16 protein-coding genes and 1 pseudogene are annotated in these 20,823 nt (G+C 37.5%); 6 read left to right on the top strand and 11 right to left on the bottom strand.

Translation table 11 applies throughout. The annotated features are described in order from the left end of the window. The first annotated feature begins 38 nt into the window (after window positions 1–38). Entirely contained in the window at window positions 39–1,334 is a 1,296-nt protein-coding gene (locus IPK35_10360) for a Na+ dependent nucleoside transporter (GenBank protein MBK8053649.1), read from the top strand. Window positions 1,335–1,367: 33 nt separating this feature from the next. Then, entirely contained in the window at window positions 1,368–2,147 is a 780-nt protein-coding gene (locus IPK35_10355; protein MBK8053648.1) for a hypothetical protein, read from the top strand. 255 nt (window positions 2,148–2,402) lie between these two features. Here IPK35_10355 and IPK35_10350 read toward each other — a convergent pair whose 3' ends face one another. Beyond that, on the bottom strand, window positions 2,403–3,761 hold the full coding sequence (locus tag IPK35_10350; GenBank protein ID MBK8053647.1) for a Gfo/Idh/MocA family oxidoreductase: 1,359 nt from the start codon (window positions 3,759–3,761) through the stop codon (window positions 2,403–2,405). A 75-nt stretch (window positions 3,762–3,836) separates the two neighbouring features. Here IPK35_10350 and IPK35_10345 point away from each other — a divergent pair, with 75 nt between their 5' ends. Both IPK35_10345 and IPK35_10340 read left to right on the top strand, forming a co-directional pair. Next, window positions 3,837–4,301 carry a GNAT family N-acetyltransferase gene (locus tag IPK35_10345; protein ID MBK8053646.1) on the top strand — a complete coding sequence of 155 codons (465 nt, stop codon included), beginning with the start codon at window positions 3,837–3,839 and terminating at the stop codon, window positions 4,299–4,301. A gap of 146 nt (window positions 4,302–4,447) precedes the next feature. Then, window positions 4,448–4,615, top strand: coding sequence for a hypothetical protein (locus IPK35_10340; GenBank protein ID MBK8053645.1), 168 nt, complete (start codon window positions 4,448–4,450; stop codon window positions 4,613–4,615). Window positions 4,616–5,040: 425 nt separating this feature from the next. On the opposite strand, the gene IPK35_10335 is transcribed toward IPK35_10340, so the two are convergent. The 10 genes and pseudogenes from IPK35_10335 to IPK35_10290 all read right to left on the bottom strand — a co-directional run bounded on the left by IPK35_10335 (window position 5,041) and on the right by IPK35_10290 (window position 15,608). Next, window positions 5,041–5,652, bottom strand: coding sequence for a bifunctional phosphoribosyl-AMP cyclohydrolase/phosphoribosyl-ATP diphosphatase HisIE (locus tag IPK35_10335; GenBank protein ID MBK8053644.1), 612 nt, complete (start codon window positions 5,650–5,652; stop codon window positions 5,041–5,043). 14 nt (window positions 5,653–5,666) lie between these two features. Continuing rightward, a complete protein-coding gene (hisF, locus tag IPK35_10330) occupies window positions 5,667–6,428 on the bottom strand; it encodes an imidazole glycerol phosphate synthase subunit HisF (GenBank protein ID MBK8053643.1) in 762 nt (253 codons plus the stop codon). A 4-nt stretch (window positions 6,429–6,432) separates the two neighbouring features. Continuing rightward, entirely contained in the window at window positions 6,433–7,152 is a 720-nt protein-coding gene (hisA, locus tag IPK35_10325) for a 1-(5-phosphoribosyl)-5-[(5-phosphoribosylamino)methylideneamino]imidazole-4-carboxamide isomerase (GenBank protein ID MBK8053642.1), read from the bottom strand. Continuing rightward, window positions 7,142–7,750: an imidazole glycerol phosphate synthase subunit HisH gene (gene hisH, locus IPK35_10320; GenBank protein MBK8053641.1), complete on the bottom strand. Its 609-nt coding sequence runs from the start codon at window positions 7,748–7,750 to the stop codon at window positions 7,142–7,144. The genes hisA and hisH overlap by 11 nt, the downstream gene beginning before the upstream one ends. A 39-nt stretch (window positions 7,751–7,789) precedes the next feature. After that, window positions 7,790–8,898, bottom strand: a pseudogene (gene hisB / locus IPK35_10315) (bifunctional histidinol-phosphatase/imidazoleglycerol-phosphate dehydratase HisB). A gap of 2 nt (window positions 8,899–8,900) precedes the next feature. Beyond that, window positions 8,901–9,947, bottom strand: a complete 1,047-nt coding sequence (gene hisC / locus IPK35_10310; protein ID MBK8053640.1) for a histidinol-phosphate transaminase — start codon at window positions 9,945–9,947, stop codon at window positions 8,901–8,903. Between the two features lie 33 nt (window positions 9,948–9,980). Continuing rightward, complete coding sequence (gene hisD / locus IPK35_10305; protein MBK8053639.1) at window positions 9,981–11,267, bottom strand: histidinol dehydrogenase; 1,287 nt, start codon at window positions 11,265–11,267, stop codon at window positions 9,981–9,983. Between the two features lie 51 nt (window positions 11,268–11,318). After that, on the bottom strand, window positions 11,319–12,170 hold the full coding sequence (locus tag IPK35_10300; GenBank protein ID MBK8053638.1) for an ATP phosphoribosyltransferase: 852 nt from the start codon (window positions 12,168–12,170) through the stop codon (window positions 11,319–11,321). Between the two features lie 241 nt (window positions 12,171–12,411). Continuing rightward, a complete protein-coding gene (locus IPK35_10295; GenBank protein MBK8053637.1) occupies window positions 12,412–14,403 on the bottom strand; it encodes an OmpA family protein in 1,992 nt (663 codons plus the stop codon). A gap of 83 nt (window positions 14,404–14,486) precedes the next feature. Then, a complete protein-coding gene (locus IPK35_10290) occupies window positions 14,487–15,608 on the bottom strand; it encodes a PorP/SprF family type IX secretion system membrane protein (protein ID MBK8053636.1) in 1,122 nt (373 codons plus the stop codon). Between the two features lie 544 nt (window positions 15,609–16,152). On the opposite strand from IPK35_10290, the gene IPK35_10285 reads away from it, so the two are divergent. Further along, the gene (locus IPK35_10285) at window positions 16,153–17,178 is read left to right on the top strand and encodes a DUF2279 domain-containing protein (GenBank protein ID MBK8053635.1); all 1,026 of its coding nucleotides are present in this window, start codon (window positions 16,153–16,155) and stop codon (window positions 17,176–17,178) included. A 171-nt stretch (window positions 17,179–17,349) separates the two neighbouring features. After that, entirely contained in the window at window positions 17,350–20,718 is a 3,369-nt protein-coding gene (mfd, locus tag IPK35_10280; GenBank protein MBK8053634.1) for a transcription-repair coupling factor, read from the top strand. Window positions 20,719–20,823: the final 105 nt, after the last annotated feature.

Genomic DNA, 20,823 nt, shown 5'->3' with positions numbered 1-20,823 from the left:
CATTTTAAAATCAAGTCACAAAAAACACGCAGAAAATAATGGAATTAATGATCAACATGGGCAGAGGACTCTTAGGGATGATGGTTCTTATCGGTATAGGGTACTTATTCAGCAGTAATCGAAAAGCGATCAACTGGAAAACCGTGAGCATAGGTTTAGGAGCGCAACTGATATTGGCCTTAGGGGTTTTAAAAGTACCATTTATCAAGTCTATCTTCGAATTTATAGGTGGAATATTTGTTTTGATCCTTGATTTTACCAAAGCAGGAAGCACATTTTTGTTGGGAGGAATGATGAATGCAGAAAATTTTGGTTTTATATTTATGTTCCAGGTATTGCCCACGATTGTATTTTTCTCAGCATTAACATCCTTACTATTCTATCTGGGTGTCATACAGTTTGTTGTAAAAGCATTTGCTATGGTATTTACAAAATTATTGCACATTTCCGGGGCCGAAAGTTTATCCGTTACAGGTAATATTTTCCTTGGTCAGACAGAAGCTCCTTTGATGATCAAAGCATACCTTGAAAAAATGAACAAATCAGAAATGCTACTTGTGATGATAGGCGGCATGGCCACTGTTGCCGGAGCTGTCATGGCAGCTTATATTAGTTTTTTGGGGGGTGATGATCCATTGCTCAGATTGGAATTTGCAAAACATCTACTGGCAGCATCTGTAATGGCAGCTCCCGGAGCCATCTTTATATCCAAAATTTTATATCCACAAACTGAACCAATCAACACAGACGTCAATGTCTCTTATGAAAATATAGGTTCCAACGTGCTCGATGCCATAGCCAATGGAACTACAGAAGGCCTCAAACTTGCAGCCAACGTAGCCGCTATGCTTTTAGTATTTATAGCATTTATCGCCATTATCAATTATGGACTTGGGAAAATCGGAGAATATACTTATCTGAACAATGTAATTTCGGACAATACGATGTACGAGAAGTTGTCTATTGAGACCATACTAGGCATGGTCTTTTCACCAATCATGTGGCTAATCGGCGTAGCAAGTGAGGATATCATGACAATGGGACAGCTATTGGGAATTAAACTAGCTTCCAGTGAGTTCGTAGCTTATGCACAGCTCGCGGAACTTAAAAATCCAGCTAACGCAGTACATTTAGTCCACCAAAAATCTGTTATAATGGCTACATATATGCTTTGTGGTTTTGCAAACTTTGCAAGTATCGGTATTCAAATAGGTGGTATCGGATCATTGGCACCCGGTCAAAGACAAACATTGTCAGAGTTTGGGATGAAAGCACTTTTGGGAGGTACGATAGCCTCACTATTTTCGGCAACCATTATCGGAGCTCTGATGTAAGAGTATTATTTTAATCATGATGAAACAATAATTATGAAAACTTATTTTAGACTAATATTTACATTATTCATTGTTGTAATATTAAGTTCCTGCAATCAGATCAGAGTGCTTACAAGTATTCCTTATTCTAAAAGTCAAAGAATTAGAAGTGTAGCACTTATGCCTGTAGTGATAGGTAAAATTGATCAACCAATTTTCCCATTGATTGATGCCGGGATGTTCAATTCCAAAACCAATAAAATAGCTAATTTATTGATAGATGAACAAACCAAAATCATCAACGCCTTTAGAGATAGCTTAGCTTTAATCATCTCAAATCAACTTAAAATCAATGTATTAAGTGGTGATGAATTATATGAGAATCCGGGATTCGGAGAAGTGCAACACAATGCTTCATCTATGGAAACTGAAGATAAAGAGTTTCCTTATCTCATCATTCCCGACAAAGAAAAAATGCCCTTCATCTGCAAAAAAGGCAATTTGCCAAAAGTATTACTAAGTGAAGAAAATAAAAAAATCTGTATCACTATATGTGAGAAATTGAAAGTGGATGCCATTGCAGTTAGTTTTCTCAATTTATCGGTTCTTGGAGCATCTGCTTTTGGAATATCGGGAGCACTTGCCACCTCAATAAAAGTCTCAATAATTGACAAAAATGGAAAACTAGTCTCAGAAGGATTCATCGTTGGCAAAAACACCCCAATTAATGGTAAAAAAATCGAAGATTACAAACTTAAGCTAAACGAATACCCATTTTTAGCTGAAATTTTGATTAAGGACATGTCAGGGCAAAAATATAAACCAAAAAATTAATTCCGACTATATTTAAGTTTAGAGTATGTTTAAAATTTATCCTTAAGTAATAAAATGTCTTCTTTTGACTGAAATTCGCTAAATTTTTAGTCGGATTGCCCATCTGCAACGGCTGAATGCAAAATTTACCTCTTTTCGTTTGAAATAAGCCTTTTCATTAACTTCATTATCTAAAAATAAAACTTAAACATAAGCTTAAAAACATGTTGGAATGAATCAAATGATCAAAAACTTAAAATTATTTAAAATTACATCTCAATACCGATCATCAAGTGCAAATATAGGTTTTCTTGTCATCCATTTACCATCTGTAAAATCCGGGAATGGCTGAGGCTCACCTCCCTGAGCAATAGATTGTTCTGACAGACAAGTGATAGCTGCCCAACTTGCATGGTCATAAACATCAAGAGGCATTGGCTCACTTCGCTTATAAGCTTCAACAAAAGCATTCATCACAAACCAATCCATACCACCGTGGCCTGCACCTGAAGCATCAGATGAATATTTTTTCCATAAAGGATGGTCATATTCATTAAGATAGGGTTCAGCTAATTCCCACTTGTGTGACGGGCTCTTACCCTCGATGTAGAGTGATTTATTGACATCCATCCAGATACCTTTGGTTCCCTGCACCCTGAAACCTAAGGAATAAGGTCTCGGCAAATTAGTATCATGAGACAAGGTGATAGTTTCTCCGTTGGAAGTCATGATATTGGTAGTGACCACATCTCCCAGTCGGAAATTTATTTTTGCATTGGGATGGTCCATGCCACCCTTAGGGTGATTTTTTACAAAATCACTCAGACCTCTCGCCTTTGACGCCATAGATGTCAGGTATTCAAATCTGTTTCCCCTGTTATTATTGATAATACTACCTACCGGCCCTATACCATGAGTAGGATATAAATCGCCATTTCTATATACAGAATGAGTCGTACGCCATTTAGCTTCTGAATAGCCTTTTTCGCCAAACTCCACACCACCGCCATAGTAGTTTACTCCATCATTAAATTTGACCTCACGCAAATCATGCTGATATCCTCCTTCCAGATGTATCATCTCACCAAATAAACCCTGCCGAGCCATATTTAACACTGCCATAACGTCCCTCCTGTAGCATACGTTTTCCAAAATCATAAAAGGGGTCATGGTCTTTTCATAGGTACGAACCAATTGCCAACATTCGTCAATACTCATAGCGCCAGCCACTTCACACGCTACTGCTTTTCCTGCCAGCATAGCATCTACTGCCATAGGTGTATGCCATTCCCAGGGTGTACATATAAATACTCCATCAATATCTTTTTGTTCCAGCAATTTTTTATAGGCATAGTCGCCATCGGTGTATAACTGAGGCTTTTTCTTCCCCGCTTTCTCCATGGCTTTTACAGCTTTAGCGGTTGTAATTGGGTCAATATCGCATATTGCAAGTATCTCTACGTCAGTCCTTTTGAGAGCCAATTCCAGTGTGCCAAGTCCTCTGGCACCGACACCTATAAAGCCAAGGCGCATTTTATCCTTTGCAAAACTTGATGTGCCGATGGAAAATCCGTTTACAGCAAAACCAAGTCCGGCTACAACAGATGTATCTTTTATAAACTTTCTTCTTTTCACTTTATTATTTTTGGCAAATATATTATTATTTATAGCTTTACCACTATTTTGAATTAATTCTGATCAAAGTTTTTTATGTTACACAATAATTCAAATCAAGATTTTTTTTGTACATCTTTTGATTTTGCCACTCCTGAATATGATGAGTCAATAAAGCTAAGGTATGACGTACTAAGAAAACCCTTAGGACTTGAATTTCTACCGGAAGATTTGGCAACTGAATTTGACTCCTTTCATATCGGGTGCTATGAAAAACATACCGCAGCACTTGTTGGGTGCCTCATATTAAAACCCATAAACCATGACACGGTCAAAATGAGACAGGTTGCTGTAGATACACAATATCAGTCAAAAGGAGTTGGCAGCTTTCTTGTGGCGTATTGTGAATCCTATTCTGTCGCTAAAGGCTATAAAAAAATAGAGCTTCATGCCAGAGATACTGCCATTAATTTTTATAAAAAAGCCGGATATGCGACGAAAGGTCCTATCTTTCAAGAAGTCGGGATCGACCACATGTTTATGTATAAAAAATTGGTTTAAACAAGGATTTGACATGAAATTTAGGTATTATAGCAAAGTTTTACCGAATGTTTGTTAATGATATTCAAATCACTTTTTACATATGGAAATTTAGTCATATCATTGTGACGAAATCTTTTTAAAATTTAAATTTAAATCAATTATTCATGAAAAAGTCATTTATCCTCGGTCTATTTGTTGTGTTAGCTTTAGCTTCTTGTAAAAACGCTGCTGAAGCACCTGCTGCTGAAGCTGCTCCAGTTGAAGAAGTTGCTCCAGTTGAAGCTGCTGTTGATACTACAGCTGCTACAGTTGACACTACAGTTCAGCAATAATTAATAGATTTTTCTCGCACAGACTGCGATAAAAATAAAAACAAAGCCTTTCCTGATTGTATCGGGGAAGGCTTTTTTTTTGCATACCCTAAATATGAGTGTTTAATTTTTTTTTTGCCTTAAAATCAATATATTATTAAGCTGGCTTAAAAAAATCGTCTCATTTAGTTCACCTGCTCACTTAAACCAAACTCAATTATTTATTTAATCTGGAAATTGAGATTGCATTCGCCAAACATTCTGACCCAAATAATTCATAACAGACATACTACTCATAATGAAATTTTAAGGGCGTATCTCAATTACTTGTCCAATTGATATTAAGTTCTTTTTGTCCCTCATCAGGTCTGCCTTCCGATTAGGCTTCATCAATGAACTCATTGTAGATATTTATAGCAAAGACTTATTGTGTCACATGATTCAAATCACTTATGCCGCTCCTTCAAAACCTTCAAAACATCATCGATTTTATACCCCTTAGCTTGCAGCAAGATCAGATAATGAAATAACAAATCCGCTGCTTCTCCCAGGAAAAGTGCTTCGTTGTCATCCTTGGACTCGATGATCAGCTCTACGGCCTCCTCTCCTACTTTCTGGGCAATCTTGTTGATTCCTTTGGTAAACAGGCTGGCTACATAGGAATTTTCAGCGTTGAATCGTTTTTTCCTATCTTCAATCACCCTTTCAAGTTTTTCAATGAAATGTATCTCTGAATGCTGGTTGGATTCTGCCCAGCAGGTATCGGTGCCCGTATGACATACCGGACCTTTAGGGCGTACTTTGGCCAGTATGGTATCTTCATCACAGTCCAATGCCATAGAAATGATCTCCAGAAAATGTCCGCTTTCTTCCCCTTTGGTCCAAATCCTGTTTTTTGACCTGCTGAAAAAAGTCAGTTTCCCGGATTTTTGTGAAACTTCTATAGCTTCTTCATTGGCATAGCCCATCATGAGTACCTTTTGAGTATCAACATCCTGCGCAATGACCGGCACAAGGCCATGTCCTTTATTAAAATCTATTTTATTGATATCTATCATCATATTTGTGTTTTTTACATACTCCTTCTGACCGGAATACCTGATTTACTTAATTGATCTTTGAGTGTAACAATTTCTATCTCCTGAAAATGAAATACACTTGCTGCCAATGCAGCACTTACATCTGTTTGCTCAAAAACATCTACAAAATGTTGTATAGTGCCGGCTCCGCCTGATGCAACGATGGGAATATGGAGCATTTGATTCATCTTTTTTAGTGCTTCTATTGCAAAGCCATTTTTTGTCCCGTCATGATCCATGGAAGTAAAAAGTATCTCTCCGGCACCGAGTTCCTGCACCTCACGTGCCCACTCAAACAGTAACCTTTCATTAGGCCTGGTGCCACCGTGACTGTGTACTATCCACTTACCGTCCAAATAGCGTGCATCTATAGCCACAATAAGGCATTGCTCTCCAAAGGCCATGGCAATCTCAGTGATCAGTGCTGGATTCTTTAGCCCCGCAGAATTGACACTGATTTTATCAGCCCCATTTTGCAGGAGTTTGTACGCGATATGCAGATCATTGATGCCACCACCTACTGCAAAGGGTATATTGATGGCTTTTCCCACTTCACTTACCAGATTGACAAGAGTTTGCCGGTTTTCCAGTGAAGCACTAATATCCAGAAATACGAGTTCATCGGCACCTTCCTGATTATATCTCTCTGCAAGTGCTACAGGATCACCTGCGTCACGCAGATTGACAAAGTTTGTCCCTTTGACAGTTCTTCCGTCCTTGATGTCGAGACACGGTATAATACGTTTCTTCAGCATTTTTTCAGCATTTAAACAGGTCTGACACTTTGATCTTTTGTTCATAAATAGCTTTGCCAATAATAATGCCTTCCATGCCCATTTTTTTTAGTTTTTCTACCTCGTCCAAACTTGTCACACCACCGGAAGCTAATAGATTAACACCAGGAAATTGTAGCATCAATTTACTGTAAAGTTCGATCGAACTACCTGCCAACATGCCGTCTTTTGAGATATCCGTACATAAAAAAGTAGTTCCCCCATGCTGCTTATAGCTTGCCATAAAATCTGATATTTTTTCATCAGATACCTTCAACCAACCATGAGTAGCAATCATTTCATCTTTTACATCAGCGCCTATCACTATTCTGTGACCACCGAATTTTGAAATCCAATGATACACTTCATCTCTTTTGGTCACCGCTACACTGCCTATGATCAATCTGTCAGCTCCCAAATCAAGTAACTCAGCTACGTCTACTTCCTGTCTGATGCCACCACCGGTTTGTATCAATAAGTCGGTGCCTTGAATGATTCTTGATATGAGCTTCCTGTTATTATTTTCGGGATTTTTGGCTGCATCCAGATCGACTACGTGCAGGTATTTGGCACCAGCATCTTCAAACTGTTTTGCCACTTCCAGCGGGTCGCTATCGTACACCTTTACTGTATCATAATCTCCTTTGGTCAGTCTGACACACTGACCATCGATGATGTCAATCGCAGGATAAATTTTAGTTTGCATTGTTCTCAGCTAAATTTGTAAAATTGTATAAAATGTTTTGTCCGGCAGCTCCTGACTTCTCGGGATGAAATTGTATACCCGTGAAGTTTTCAAAAGACACTGCTGCTGAAAATGGTATGATATAGTTGCAGGATGAAATAGTATACTCAGACAGGGAGACATAATAACTGTGTACAAAATAAGCAGCTTCATTTGCTCCATCAGTTCCATCAAATATATAATGCCCTTTGTCATTTGTAAAATCATTCCATCCCATGTGCGGTACTTTGTTTACAGAATCAGAAATAAATTTCTTTACTATTCCGGGTATCAAACCCAGGCAAGGTGTTGCCCCCTCTTCTGAATGGTCAAACATCAGCTGCATTCCGAGACATATGCCCAGAAATGGCTTACGATAATTTCTTAAGGTGCTAATCAAGTTACGGGACTTCAGTTGTTCCATAGCAGCCGCCGCATGCCCAACACCCGGAAGAATCAATCTTGAAGAATGATCAATGATTTCCTTATCTGATGATAGTATATATGGTGCTCCGATCCGATCCAAGGCATTCATCACTGATTTGGTATTTCCTGCTCCATAATCTATTAGTACTGTCATAATCTGTGTTTAGGTTTTGGTTTGGCTTGTAGACAGCCGTTATAAACTACCTTTAGTACTTGGAATATCCATTGCTGATGAATTTCTGGTTTTTGCCATTAATATAGCCTTTGCAAATGCTTTAAAAACCGATTCAATAATATGATGTTCATTACTTCCTTCAGCTTTAATATTGAGATTGCACAAGGCATTATCTGAAAATGACTTAAAAAAATGATAAAACATCTCAGTAGGCACATCACCTATTTTCTCTCTGCTAAATGTTACGTCCCAAACCATCCATGGTCTGCCCCCAAAATCCAATAAAACCTGGGCTTGAGCTTCATCCATAGGCAAGGCAAAACCATACCTTTGAATTCCGGCTTTTTTACCCAATGCTTCTAAAAGAGTTTTCCAAGCACAATAGCCGAATCTTCTATAGTATGGTGCTCGTCTATATGCAGATCTCCTTTACAAGTAAGAAAGAGATCAATTTGTGCGTGTTTGGCTATCTGATCAAGCATATGATCAAAAAAAGGAAGACCCGTTTTTATTTCACTCATTCCATTTCCATCCAAATTGATCATGCCTTCGATACCGGTTTCAGATGTCATTCTTTTCAATCTTGCCTTCCTGTCTGATGTAATCAGGGTTTTGTATATATCATTCCAGGACTTTGTAATAAATGTTGGTACAATAGAAGTTAGCTCCACATGATGAAGGTCATTTTTCAGTAAAATACTCTTTGATCCAAGGTTTTTGGCCAACATAATATCTGTTGCTCTGTCACCGATGACATAAGAATTTTCCAGATCATACTGTCCTGTCATATATTTTGTAAGCATAGCAGTTCCGGGCTTTCTGTAGGGACTGTTTTCATGAGGAAGACTCCTGTCTATGCATACCTGCTCAAAAGTGATACCTTCACTAGCAAGACTCCTGATAATCAACTCCTGAACAGGCCAAAAGTCTTTTTCAGGAAAACTATCTGTGCCTAAGCCATCCTGGTTGGTGACCATCACAAAAATATAGTCCAGCTTTGATGCTATTTCTCCCAGATACTTAAATAATCCCGGTAAAAACTCCAATTTGTCGATGGAGTCTATTTGATAATCATCAGGTTCTTTGATGATCACACCATCTCTGTCTATAAATAATATTTTTTTCATCCTCAATTTTGATTTTGGTATTCATTCAAAGCATTCATAAGCACTTGATTTTCTGATGGCGTTCCTATCGTAAATCGAATGCAGCCTTCGCACCTGAATTGTTTATTTCTATTACGGGCGACGATTCCTTTAGATAACAAATATCGATACAAATGATCTGCATCATCTACTCTGACGAGTACAAAATTTGCTTCGGTCGGAAATACTTTTTTGACAAATTTGTAATGACTTATCTGATCAGTGACTTTTGCTCGTTCATTCAATATTTCGGAAACCTGTGCCATTTTCTCCTTTCTGTTTTTCACTATGGAAAGCGCTATCTTCTGAGAAGCTTCATTGATATTGTACGGCGGTTTGATCTTGTTAAGGATAGTCACGAGCTCAATATCCATAAAACCGATACCCAAACGAATACCTGCAGCTCCCATCGCTTTAGACAAAGTCTGCATCACCACAAGGTTGGGAATTTGCCTGATATAGCTAACCATACTTCGGGTATCTGCAAAATCTATATAGGCTTCATCTACCACTACTAAACCGGAAAATCGATTACAGATGCTGATAATGTCTTCATTTGAATATGTATTTCCACTCGGATTATTAGGTGAGCAAATGAAGATCAATTTGTCATTGGGCTCTATCTTCCTGATGAATTCATCCCTATCAAACTCAAAATTTTCATCAAGAGGAAAAGTCCTTACTGCCACATGATTGATATCCGCAGAAACATTATACATGCCATATGATGGATTGAATGTGAGAATTTGGTCTATCTGGGGCTCACAAAAACCCCTTATCAGCAAATCTATAATTTCATCAGATCCATTCCCAAGGAAGAGATTTTCCGCCGGTACATTTTTCCATTCACTGATAGCATTTTTTAAAGTTTGCTGATAAGGATCCGGATATCTGTTATAATCCCAATTGTAAGGATTTTCGTTAGCATCAATATAGACATCCGCCACTTCAGTAAACTCATCTCTGGCTGAACTGTAAGGTGCCAGTGCAAGGACATTTTTTCTAACCAGATTTTTGAATATATCTTTCATTATTTGATCGCGCTATTAAATTTAGGAATCGTTTTATTTTTGAAGGTTTTCTAATCTGATTTTTACAGAATTGGCATGACCTTGTAACTGCTCGGCTTCAGCCATATTTAATATATCGGGACCGAGTCTTTGCAAGCCTTCCTGCGAGATGCTCTGAAAGGTAATTTTTTTCAAAAATGAATCCAGGTTGACTCCGCTATATGATCGGGCCCATCCATTCGTTGGCAAGGTATGGTTGGTACCTGAAGCATAATCTCCCGCACTTTCAGGACAATAATTGCCCAAAAAAACAGATCCGGCATTGGTAATCTTATCAACATATTGTTCAAAAGACTCAGAAGCTATGATTAAATGTTCAGGAGCGTAATGGTTTATGAATTCAAATGAATCATCTACAGAACTCATCAATATAGCTTTACTGTGACTCAGTGCTTCTTTTGCAAAATGCTGTCTGGGAAGATTTTTTATTTGTTGTCCCAAAGCATGATTGACGGCATCAATGATTTCTATATATTCAGACACCAATATCACCTGACTGTCTGAGCCATGTTCGGCCTGTGCCAGTAAATCTGAAGCCACAAATTGCGGATTGCAGGTGTGGTCAGCATAAATTAATACCTCACTTGGTCCTGCAGGCATATCAATAGCAACGCCGTACTGCTGAGCCATCTGTTTTGCAGCTGTGACATATTGATTGCCCGGCCCAAATATTTTATCAACGGAATGGATCGATTCTGTGCCGAATGTCAAACCTGCAATAGCCTGAGACCCACCGGCAACTATTACTTCATTAATACCACACAACGCGGCTGTGTAGATAATGGCCGGATGAATATTGCCGGTTTTGTCCGGCGGTGTACACAATATGACTTCCTTACATCCTGCTATCCGGGCAGGTACAGCAAGCATCAGTACCGTTGAAAACAATGGAGCACTCCCGCCCGGGATGTACAAACCTATTCTATTGATGGGCAGTGATTTTTGGGTACAAATGATACCCGGCATAGTTTCAACCTGAATGTCCTTACCAGCCTGAGCTTTGTGGAAGTTATAAATGTTTTGATATGCCACCTGTATAGATGATTTCAATGATAGGTCGATACCTGAAATCTCATCAGGATGGCCGATTTTTACCACGATTTTATCAAGTTTTACACCATCAAATTTTTCTGTATAGTTTAGTATGGCACTATCTCCATTCCTTTTGACCTCATTGAAGATGGTTTGTATACCGGTACTTAATGACACGTTGTCAATTTCAGGCCTCTTGGATAGCTTTTTAAATTGATTTCTTTCCGGATTATTTATTATTGCAAGCATTTTATAACTATTTAATATATCTAAAACTAAGTTTGAATCAAAGCATATTACTTATACCACCATATTTTCAACGGGTACTACCAAAATTCCCTGAGCTCCGATTTCTTTAAGATTTTTGATGACGTCCCAAAAGTCTTTTACATTAATAACAGAGTGCAAGGAACTCCAACCTTCATCGAGCAATGGTAAGACAGTAGGGCTTTTCAAAACGGGAAGTATGGCACTTGCTTGGGCTATTTTTTCATTCGGTATATTAAAGAGAATATATCTGTTATCCCTTGCTTTTAATACTGATTCGATACGGAAGACCAGGTCATAGATGATATCCATTTTAGTTTTAAGTGAAGCTACATTGGCCGCAAGGCAGGATTCAGATTTTAATATGATCTCTTTTTCTTCCAGCCCGTTTTTAAATAAGGTACTGCCACTACTCACAAGATCACAAATCGCATCTGCCAGACCAATGTTGGGTGCAATTTCCACAGAACCCGATATAATATGAATTTCAGCCAAAACTCCTGCTTCACCCAAAAATTTTTGAACACTGTTTGGATAGGACGTTGCTATCTTTTTACCCTGAAGCGAAGAAATCCCATCATAATGCATGTTTTTAGGTACGGCGATAGAGAGCCTGCATTTTGAAAAACCAAGTTTGACCAGGACTTCTACCCCTACTTTTTGTTCATACAAGACATTTTCTCCGATGATGGCTATGTCTACGACACCATCTTCAAGATACTGAGGTATATCACTATTTCTTAAGAAATACACTTCTGCAGGAAATCCTCGAACTTCTGCTTTTAGCTGATCCATTCCATTGTCCACGTATAGTCCACATGATTTTAATAATGTCAGGGACTCATCATATAGTCGACCTGATTTTTGTACTGCTATTTTCAGCATGATTACAATTTTTAATTGCTTGTTGATTACAAACGGGTAGGCTATAAAACACAACTGCCCGCTATGATCAAGCAGGCAGTTGTTAAATAATATTTTGATTTACACATAAATCACAATCTGCTTACCTGATCAGGAAAGTATAATGATGGTGATGATGATGTAAATTGAGTTTCATTTAAATATTTCAAGCAACAAATGTAAATAATCTTTTAAATTATAAAAACATTATAGGATAAAAAAATCATTGTTCATCAATTTCTATTGTCTGAGGGCCAGCGATTATTTTGAATTCTGACCTTCTGTTCATCTGATGTTCCTCTTCAGTACATTTGACATTATCCTTACATCTGTTCAGAAGTTTGGTTTCACCATATCCTACGGCCTTGATCCTTGCCGGATTAATCCCTTCTTCAACCAACCAATTTTTAGTAGAGTTTGCCCTGCGTTGTGAGAGGTTCTTGTTATAATTATTGTCCGATCGGCTATCAGTATGAGATGATAACTCTATCACCAAATCCGGATATTTATCCAGCAAAGATTTGAGATATGCGAGATCCGGCTCAGCATCAGCCCTGATTTTGTCATCATCAAGATCAAAAAATATACTCCTGAGTAAAATAGGCTCATTTCTCTTTATGATTCTTTTTGGTGCTTCTGGCTTAGCTTTCAGTGTTACGGTCTTTTTGACAGTATAATCATCTATTATCCCATTTGTATTGAAACTAACAGAGTCAGGAAAGTAACCTTCTCTGGTGATCGTCGCAAAATATGATTTATCCGCATCCAAAAGAAATCCGAAATCTCCTCCTAAAGTATTAGTCTTGCTATCTGACGGGTTTTTTCTTCCTGAATCAAAAAGCTCAACTACAGCTCCTTCGAGTGGGCCTTTTTCATTATTAACAATAAGTTTCAGGTCTATAATAATGTCCCTGATTTGTATTAGATAAATATCATCACAGCAGGTTTCAGTATTTTTCATCTTTTTCTTATCCTTGTGCGTTCTGTTGGAAACCAATACTCCGGAGGCGCCACTTTGAGAAAACCGCAAAAATGAATCATCGTAGGAAGTGTTATAATTGTATCCCATATTTTTAACTTCACTCCACTTACTACCATCCCATTCACTATAAAAGTTGTCCAAACCACCCATACCGGGATGTCCATTGCTCGCAAAATAAAGTACACCGTCCTTATAAAATGGAGACTCTTCATTTTTGTTTGTGTTAATGGTATTGCCCAGATTGACTGACTTGCCGTAGTTTTCACCGGACATAGGAGAATAATAAATATCAAACCCACCGATTCCACCAGGAATATCTGAAATAAAGTATAATACTTTGGATCCAAACAATTCTCCTTCAAATGGATGGGAAGACCGATTACCGTCATTGACTGCATCAATAGGATAAGGAGCACTCCATTTGTCACCCTGTCTTTTTGACATGTAAATCTGAGATGTCTCCATCTTGTTGTTATTGAATTTGGCTCTTGTAAAATACAATCTTTGTCCATCACCGGAAAATGAAACCCCGGTATTATAAAAATCGATCCTGTTGATGGCTTCTTCAAGGGCTACTGCTTTACTGTAAGTACCATCGGGTGTTTTAGTTGTAGTATAAATCTTTGCATGGTATTCGCCTTCAGTACCATCCAATACTGTAGGTGTTTTTGCATTCAACCCCGTAAAATATAATGAACCATCAGTATAAATAGCCGGTGATGACTCACCTGATGGAGAATTCACATTATCTCCTGCAAATGTAACTGCTGCTTCTATGTTTTCAGGAAGTTTCTCAAGCAACAAAATGCCTTTGAGTTCTGTTTTTGCCTCGTTCTTCAAATCACCATCTTCAGCTATAGAAACAAATGCATTCAATTCGTCCATAGCCTGTTTATATTTACCCTGATATTTTAATGATCTTGCATAATCCAGTCTGATATCAAAAAATTCCTCTTTTTTATCTCTTTTGAGTACCCGGTCATACACTTTTTCAGCCTTGGCATAGTCACGCAAAAGCATGTACATATCACCTACAGCAACCTGATGATTTTGATCTTTGTCCTCCTTATATGCTTTCTCAAACCATTCGATGGCATTGAGATAATCATGGTTCTCTGCTGCATTATTGGCTGTTTCTATCATTACATCAACCTTGCTGGCGGTGACAGGCTGCGCATTTAACACCAATGTCATGACGGAAAATATGGCTAATATATATAATCTGGTTATCATCTTACTTTTGATTTGTTAAATGTTAACGGGGTTTATGGATAGTGAAAACATAAATTTCAAAAATGTACAAATCATCATCTGTCTTAAAGTCTTGGACACATAATGATAGGTTTTGGCTTTGGCTTTTTATAAATCTTTCCCAGATAACTTGCTGAAAGTTCAAATCCCCCAACTGATCTTGAGCCAATAGTGGCCGCAGAAATATCAATATCATAAGCCAGACCTACTCTCAGATCCTTAAATTCAGCACCCAAATATATGATTGCAGCTCTTAAATTTCTTAATCCCAAACCTGCACCAGCCCGAAAATCCTTTTCCGGATCAATCTTGTACCATGCTTGTGTATTTATGTTCAAAGCGTTGGCAGGTCCAAGACTGTAATAATAAAATCCAGGGACTAACTGAGTTTTTTTATTCAACATAAGTTCATAACTTCCATGGATATTGAGCCCAAAATATTTAGACTCCAATGAATCTTTATTGGCTCCTCTGCTATTGAATCCTACAGCGGGATTAAGTAGTCCTTCCATGGCAAATCCTAACCTTAACTCACTCTCTTTTTGTTTTACTTTGTACAAAAACCCCACACTCAGATCTTTATATGATGAAAAATCAACTCTGCCGGTGTTGTTTCCTCCACCGGTGCCTCCGGCAGTGCCTTTATTAAAATGGATGATATCAAGGTCTCTGAAACTTGTTTGCAGGCCTACTCTACCGTCTCTTTGATTGAGTGTATTGAAGTCCCTGCTGCCATTGATAAACTGTGCCCCAAGGGTGATGATATTTGTTTGTTTTTTGTCCAACGAAAAATGGTATGCAGCGCCTATTTTCATAAATGTCCAGCTTTGAGTGCTTTTAGCTGCTGCCCCAGGCTCCTGTGAAATATCCATTGCATCAAAATTAATGCCGGACTTCCCTACTACATCCATTTCAATTCCTATCCCTATCCAGTCCTGTTTCCGTATACCTCTGACTATGGGTGCATCAGCAGACAAGGTAAATGTTCTGAAAGGTCGCGGAGTAATCGAAGCATGTTTGTCTGAATAAATTCCACTCACTCTATAGGAACCGGAAAATGCTCCGGCATTGGCGGGATTGACATTTAAAGGTGTAAAGTGATAGTTTGAATAATGCAATTCCTGTGCATCAACTGTCACAATACAGATAAAGATCAAAGCCAGATAATTAAGTACTTTTAAAGGCATATGTCCGTATTTTATCAAATTCAACGTCGAAAGATACTGCAATTTTTAAATATTTATGCATCCAAGGATTTTTTAACATTATTTTTTATACCAAACAGAAAATTGATTACAGAAATTTATAAACATAATTATTTAATTTACAATACATTATGATTTATTTTTTTTTTGTAAGAATATTTTCTATTCACTATAATATCTGTATATTTGAATTCGACAATGTTGAGAACAGTTGACAAAAAGAAATTCTAATAAAACTATTAGGTTTTAGGCGTGTGTATAACAAACCGCACAAATTCAAATTTTCTTCCTCGCTACCCTCAATCCCTTAAGAGCTTGTCAAGCTACGCTTGAGACGACCTGCCCAATTCAACCATGTTTTTACCATTAATTTAAAAAAAACACTGTAAAAGTGCAATTTCTTATCCACACGTTTTAGCCTGATTCAATTTAGAGTATGTTTAGATTATCCAATTCAATTACATAGAAATAGATTGAATATTTTTTTTTGGCGTAGTATGACCTGATTCCAACTGTAAATATATCATTGAAAATTCTCCACATACTATTAATAGAAATACTTACTTTTGTTCCGGAATTGATGAAAAGAAAAGTAATTTTATGTTGTTTTTTCTATATTTACCTGATTGCCCCACAGTCAGGTCAATCATTTTTTGTTCCTGCTGATACACTGAATAAAACTAGGGTATACACAGCACTTGGCGTAACTGGAGTTGTGAGCACAAGTTTTGCTATTGGCTTATATAATACATGGTACAGCAAATTTGAGACCCAACCTTTTCACTTTTTCAATGATTTTGGAGAGTGGCGGCATATGGACAAGGCAGGCCATATTCACACAGCTTATTTTCAGGGATATCTCACCTACAAAAGTGCCCGATGGACAGGATTAAACAAAAAAAGTAGTATTTGGACAGGTATCGTTTGCAGCACGATTTTTCAGGGAACAGTGGAAGTGTTTGATGGATATTCAGCAAAATGGGGATTTTCCCTTTCTGACATGACTGCAAATATGGCCGGAACATCCATCTTTGCTTTGCAACAATACTATTGGAATGAGCAAAAGATCATCATTAAAGTTTCCTCATTTCCTAAAACTTATTCAAATGTTTCTGTCATTTCATCAGATGGATTGGCCACAACAGACTTGAATACCAGAGCCAATGACCTATTCGGTTCAGGTTTTTTTGAAAAATACCTTAAAGATTACAATGCGCAGACTTACTGGGCTTCTTTCAATATTCATGCTTTGTTAAATACGGGCAATAAATGGCCAAAGTGGTTAAATTTGGCAATAGGATATGGTGCCGAAAATTTGTTTGGTGGATTCGAAAACAGTTGGTCAAAAGACAATAAAATGTATACTCTAAATACAAATGATTTTCCGCGACATAGTCAGTTTTATATCAGCCCGGACATTGACTTTTCAAAAATAAAAACAAAGAGCCCATTTCTCAAATCACTTTTTACAGGATTAAATGTATTCAAAATGCCTTCTCCTGCTATTGAATTCAACACTCAAGGTCAGGTTGTTTTTCACCTTTTTAAGTAAATATGTGTATTCATTTTTCCGTAATGAACTTTTTAAATCTATTTCTTGAAAAAACATGATGTATATTTTTATTATAATGATGCTGGATAGATTTTCAAGTAATATTGGAATGATTTAGGAAAACTAAAAACAATATGCTGTGTTCAATATATCAAACTTCAAAACACATTTGTGAGTAACATCGACGTATTAAGTGGTCTTTATGCTAAAGATCGAAGTGTAGCTGAGATCAATACATTGACTTCCGGGGAAATTGCTGAAAAAATTCAACTTGACGGACTTTTAGGAGCTTCGGATTGTTTTATTCTTGCAGGGTGTTTCTTAAATTCCCGAAAGCCCCAGATCTATATTGCTTCCGATAAAGAAGAAGCGGCATATATATTAAACACACTACAGGCAATTCTGGAAAATAAAACCATACATTTTTTTCCCGATTCTTTCAAAAGGCCACTCCAATATGATGAGCTTGATAAAAACAATGTTCTATTAAGAACTGAAGCCATAAATAAAATTCATCTTGTAAAAGGTAAATCTCAGATTTTAGTCACTTATCCTGAAGCTATATTTGAAAAAGCTGTTGATCCTGCCATATTGGATAAAGATAAAATTGAAGTCAATAAAAATGCTGATCTGGATGTCAACACTATGATTGAGTTATTGGTGATGTATGGTTTTGAAAGAGTAGAATTTGTTTATCAACCGGGTCAGTTTTCTATAAGAGGGGGTATTATTGATATATTTAGTTATGGTAATGAATGGCCGTACAGAATTGAACTGTTTGACACGGAAGTAGAAAGCATCCGTACATTCAATCCAATCAATCAGCTATCTGTAAGCAATATAAGCCAGGTATCAATCATACCTAATATCAACAACAAATTTAAACAAGACCAAAAAGTCAGCATTTTCAGCGTATTTTCAAAGGAGACCAATATTTGGATAAAAGAACCTGATTTATTGATTGAGAAACTCCAGATATGTTTTGAAAAAGCAGAAAGTTATGCCAGTAGTATGACGGTAAAGTCAGAAGAAGAACTTCGTGAGATATTTAATGAAAGGGCATTTATCTATCCCACTTCCATTGTGGAAAGACTTTCGGAATTCAATTTGCTATTATTGGCTAAAACAAGACTTTTTAAAACATCCAATGTCATCACACGAAAAACTTCAGCTCAACCAGCATTCAATAAAAACTTTGATTTGCTGATTGAAAACCTTAAACTTAATACACGGGATGCGTACACCAACTTCATATTTACAGACAATATCAAGCAAATCGAGCGATTTTACAATATTTTTGAAGACATGGGTGTACAAGTGCAATTTCACCCACTCCATAAATCTCTTCACAGTGGATTTATAGACCACCAACTGAAAATAGCTTGTTATACAGACCATCAGATATTTGAGAGGTTTCACAGGTACAAGCTCAGACAAGGATTTACGGAAGACATGGCTATCTCACTGAAGATGCTTAAAGATTTGCAAGCTGGGGATTATGTCACCCACATAGATCATGGTATCGGTAGGTACTCTGGCCTCGAAACCATCGAAATTAATGGCCATAAACAGGAAACGGTCAGACTAATTTATCAAAACAATGATATCCTGTATGTAGGTATCAATTCCTTGCACAAAATATCAAGATACGTAGGAAAAGATGGTACTGAACCAAAGCTCAACAAAATCGGTGGAGATGCCTGGAAAGCGCTGAAAAGAAAAACTAAAGCAAAGGTTAAGGATATAGCCAAGGAACTCATCAAGCTCTATGCTCAGCGCAGGGCTTCCAAAGGGTTTTCATTTCCACCTGATGGCTACCTTCAGACCGAATTGGAAGCATCCTTTATATATGAAGATACTCCTGATCAAATTACATCAACTCAGGATGTCAAAGCAGACATGGAAAAGGACTACCCTATGGACCGCCTGATCTGTGGAGATGTAGGCTTTGGGAAAACGGAAGTTGCCATTCGTGCAGCATATAAAGCTGTAGTTGCAGGAAAACAAGTTGCCATACTTGTTCCAACCACTATATTAGCGCTGCAACACTATAAAACTTTCTCAGAGAGGCTGAAGAATTTTGGAGCTACCGTAGACTATATCAACAGATTCAGAAGTACAAAGGACAAAAATCAGATCATTGAAGATACGGAGTCCGGCAAAATTGATATTTTGATAGGCACACATGCCATTTTGGGTAAAAATATAAAATTTAAGGATCTTGGGCTGCTGATTATAGACGAAGAACAAAAATTTGGTGTAGCATCAAAAGAAAAACTCAGAAGCTTGCAGGTCAATGTAGATACGCTTACACTTACAGCGACACCGATACCGAGGACATTACAGTTTTCACTCATGGCTGCACGAGATCTTTCCATTATCAGAACACCACCGCCTAACAGACAACCGATTTATACAGAAAGAAGGGTTTTCAGTGACGAACTCATAAAGGATGCCATATACTATGAAGTACAACGGGGTGGCCAGATATTTTTTGTTCACAACAGGGTGAAAAGTTTGAATGAAGTGGCAGATTTGATTAAAAACCTTTGTCCGGATGTTTCTATCGCAGTAGCTCACGGGCAAATGGAAGCTCATGATTTGGAAACAACTTTGATCGACTTTATCGATGGAAAATTTGATGTATTAGTTTGTACCAATATCATCGAAACAGGATTAGATATCCCCAACGCCAATACCATGATCATCAATAATGCACATCAATTCGGCATGAGTGATTTGCACCAACTAAGAGGTCGTGTAGGCAGGTCCAATAAAAGAGCATTTTGCTATCTGTTTGCACCTCCGCTGTCTGTGCTTACTCCTGAAGCCAAAAAAAGGATAAAAACCCTTGAAGAATTTTCAGATTTGGGTTCGGGCTTTCAGATCGCTATGAAAGATATGGACATAAGGGGAGCCGGAAACCTTTTAGGCGCAGAGCAAAGTGGTTTTATTGCAGATATTGGTTATGAAACATATCAGAAAATCCTAGAAGAAGCTGTAATTGAGCTTAAGGAAACCGATTTTAAGGATTTGTTTGAAGAAGAGAATGCAAAAAAACAATTGTTTGTCAGAGAAGTAGATATCGATACGGACATAGAAATGCTGATTCCGGACTTTTATGTTTCAAATATTCAGGAGCGGTTGTTGCTCTATACAGAACTAGACAAACTGGAAAATGAAGAGGGTATTGAAAAATTCGGACAAATGCTCAAAGACAGGTTTGGAAGTATTCCTCCTCAGGTTTTTGAATTGTTTGATGGTTTAAGGTTACGGGTTCTCGCAAAAAAATTGGGTTTTGAAAGGATAATACATAAGAACCGAAAAATGAATTGCTATTTTATTTCAAATGCTCAATCTATATATTTTGAATCTGATGTCTTCCACGGTATACTCAAATACGTATCCACAGATGGACAAAAACTCGGTTTCAACATGAAACAAACAAGCAACTACCTTATCATGACTAAAGAAAATGTAAAAACCCTGAAAGATGCTAAAACCTTACTAAGTCAAATTGTGGAAAACGTTGTGAATTAATCCCGAATTCCAGGTTTTATTTCAATGTCGTTTAGTTAAGAGAATTTTGGTTGTTTTTACCCATCCTAAATCCTTCCCTTGCAAGGGAAGGACTTCATAAAATGG

This window comes from Saprospiraceae bacterium (assembly GCA_016713025.1).
Classification (GTDB): Bacteria; Bacteroidota; Bacteroidia; order Chitinophagales; family Saprospiraceae; genus OLB9.
This window is presented reverse-complemented; position numbering and strand designations above follow the sequence as displayed.

Excerpts from the sequence above, each read along its gene's own strand:
- IPK35_10360 (MBK8053649.1), top strand. The coding sequence starts at position 39 with ATGGAATTAATGATCAACATGGGCAGAGGACTCTTAGGGATGATGGTT.
- IPK35_10355 (MBK8053648.1), top strand. The coding sequence starts at position 1,368 with ATGAAAACTTATTTTAGACTAATATTTACATTATTCATTGTTGTAATA.
- IPK35_10345 (MBK8053646.1), top strand. The coding sequence starts at position 3,837 with ATGTTACACAATAATTCAAATCAAGATTTTTTTTGTACATCTTTTGAT.
- IPK35_10340 (MBK8053645.1), top strand. The coding sequence starts at position 4,448 with ATGAAAAAGTCATTTATCCTCGGTCTATTTGTTGTGTTAGCTTTAGCT.
- IPK35_10335 (MBK8053644.1), bottom strand. The coding sequence starts at position 5,652 with ATGATAGATATCAATAAAATAGATTTTAATAAAGGACATGGCCTTGTG.
- hisF (MBK8053643.1), bottom strand. The coding sequence starts at position 6,428 with ATGCTGAAGAAACGTATTATACCGTGTCTCGACATCAAGGACGGAAGA.
- hisA (MBK8053642.1), bottom strand. The coding sequence starts at position 7,152 with ATGCAAACTAAAATTTATCCTGCGATTGACATCATCGATGGTCAGTGT.
- hisH (MBK8053641.1), bottom strand. The coding sequence starts at position 7,750 with ATGACAGTACTAATAGATTATGGAGCAGGAAATACCAAATCAGTGATG.
- hisC (MBK8053640.1), bottom strand. The coding sequence starts at position 9,947 with ATGAAAGATATATTCAAAAATCTGGTTAGAAAAAATGTCCTTGCACTG.
- hisD (MBK8053639.1), bottom strand. The coding sequence starts at position 11,267 with ATGCTTGCAATAATAAATAATCCGGAAAGAAATCAATTTAAAAAGCTA.
- IPK35_10300 (MBK8053638.1), bottom strand. The coding sequence starts at position 12,170 with ATGCTGAAAATAGCAGTACAAAAATCAGGTCGACTATATGATGAGTCC.
- IPK35_10295 (MBK8053637.1), bottom strand. The coding sequence starts at position 14,403 with ATGATAACCAGATTATATATATTAGCCATATTTTCCGTCATGACATTG.
- IPK35_10290 (MBK8053636.1), bottom strand. The coding sequence starts at position 15,608 with ATGCCTTTAAAAGTACTTAATTATCTGGCTTTGATCTTTATCTGTATT.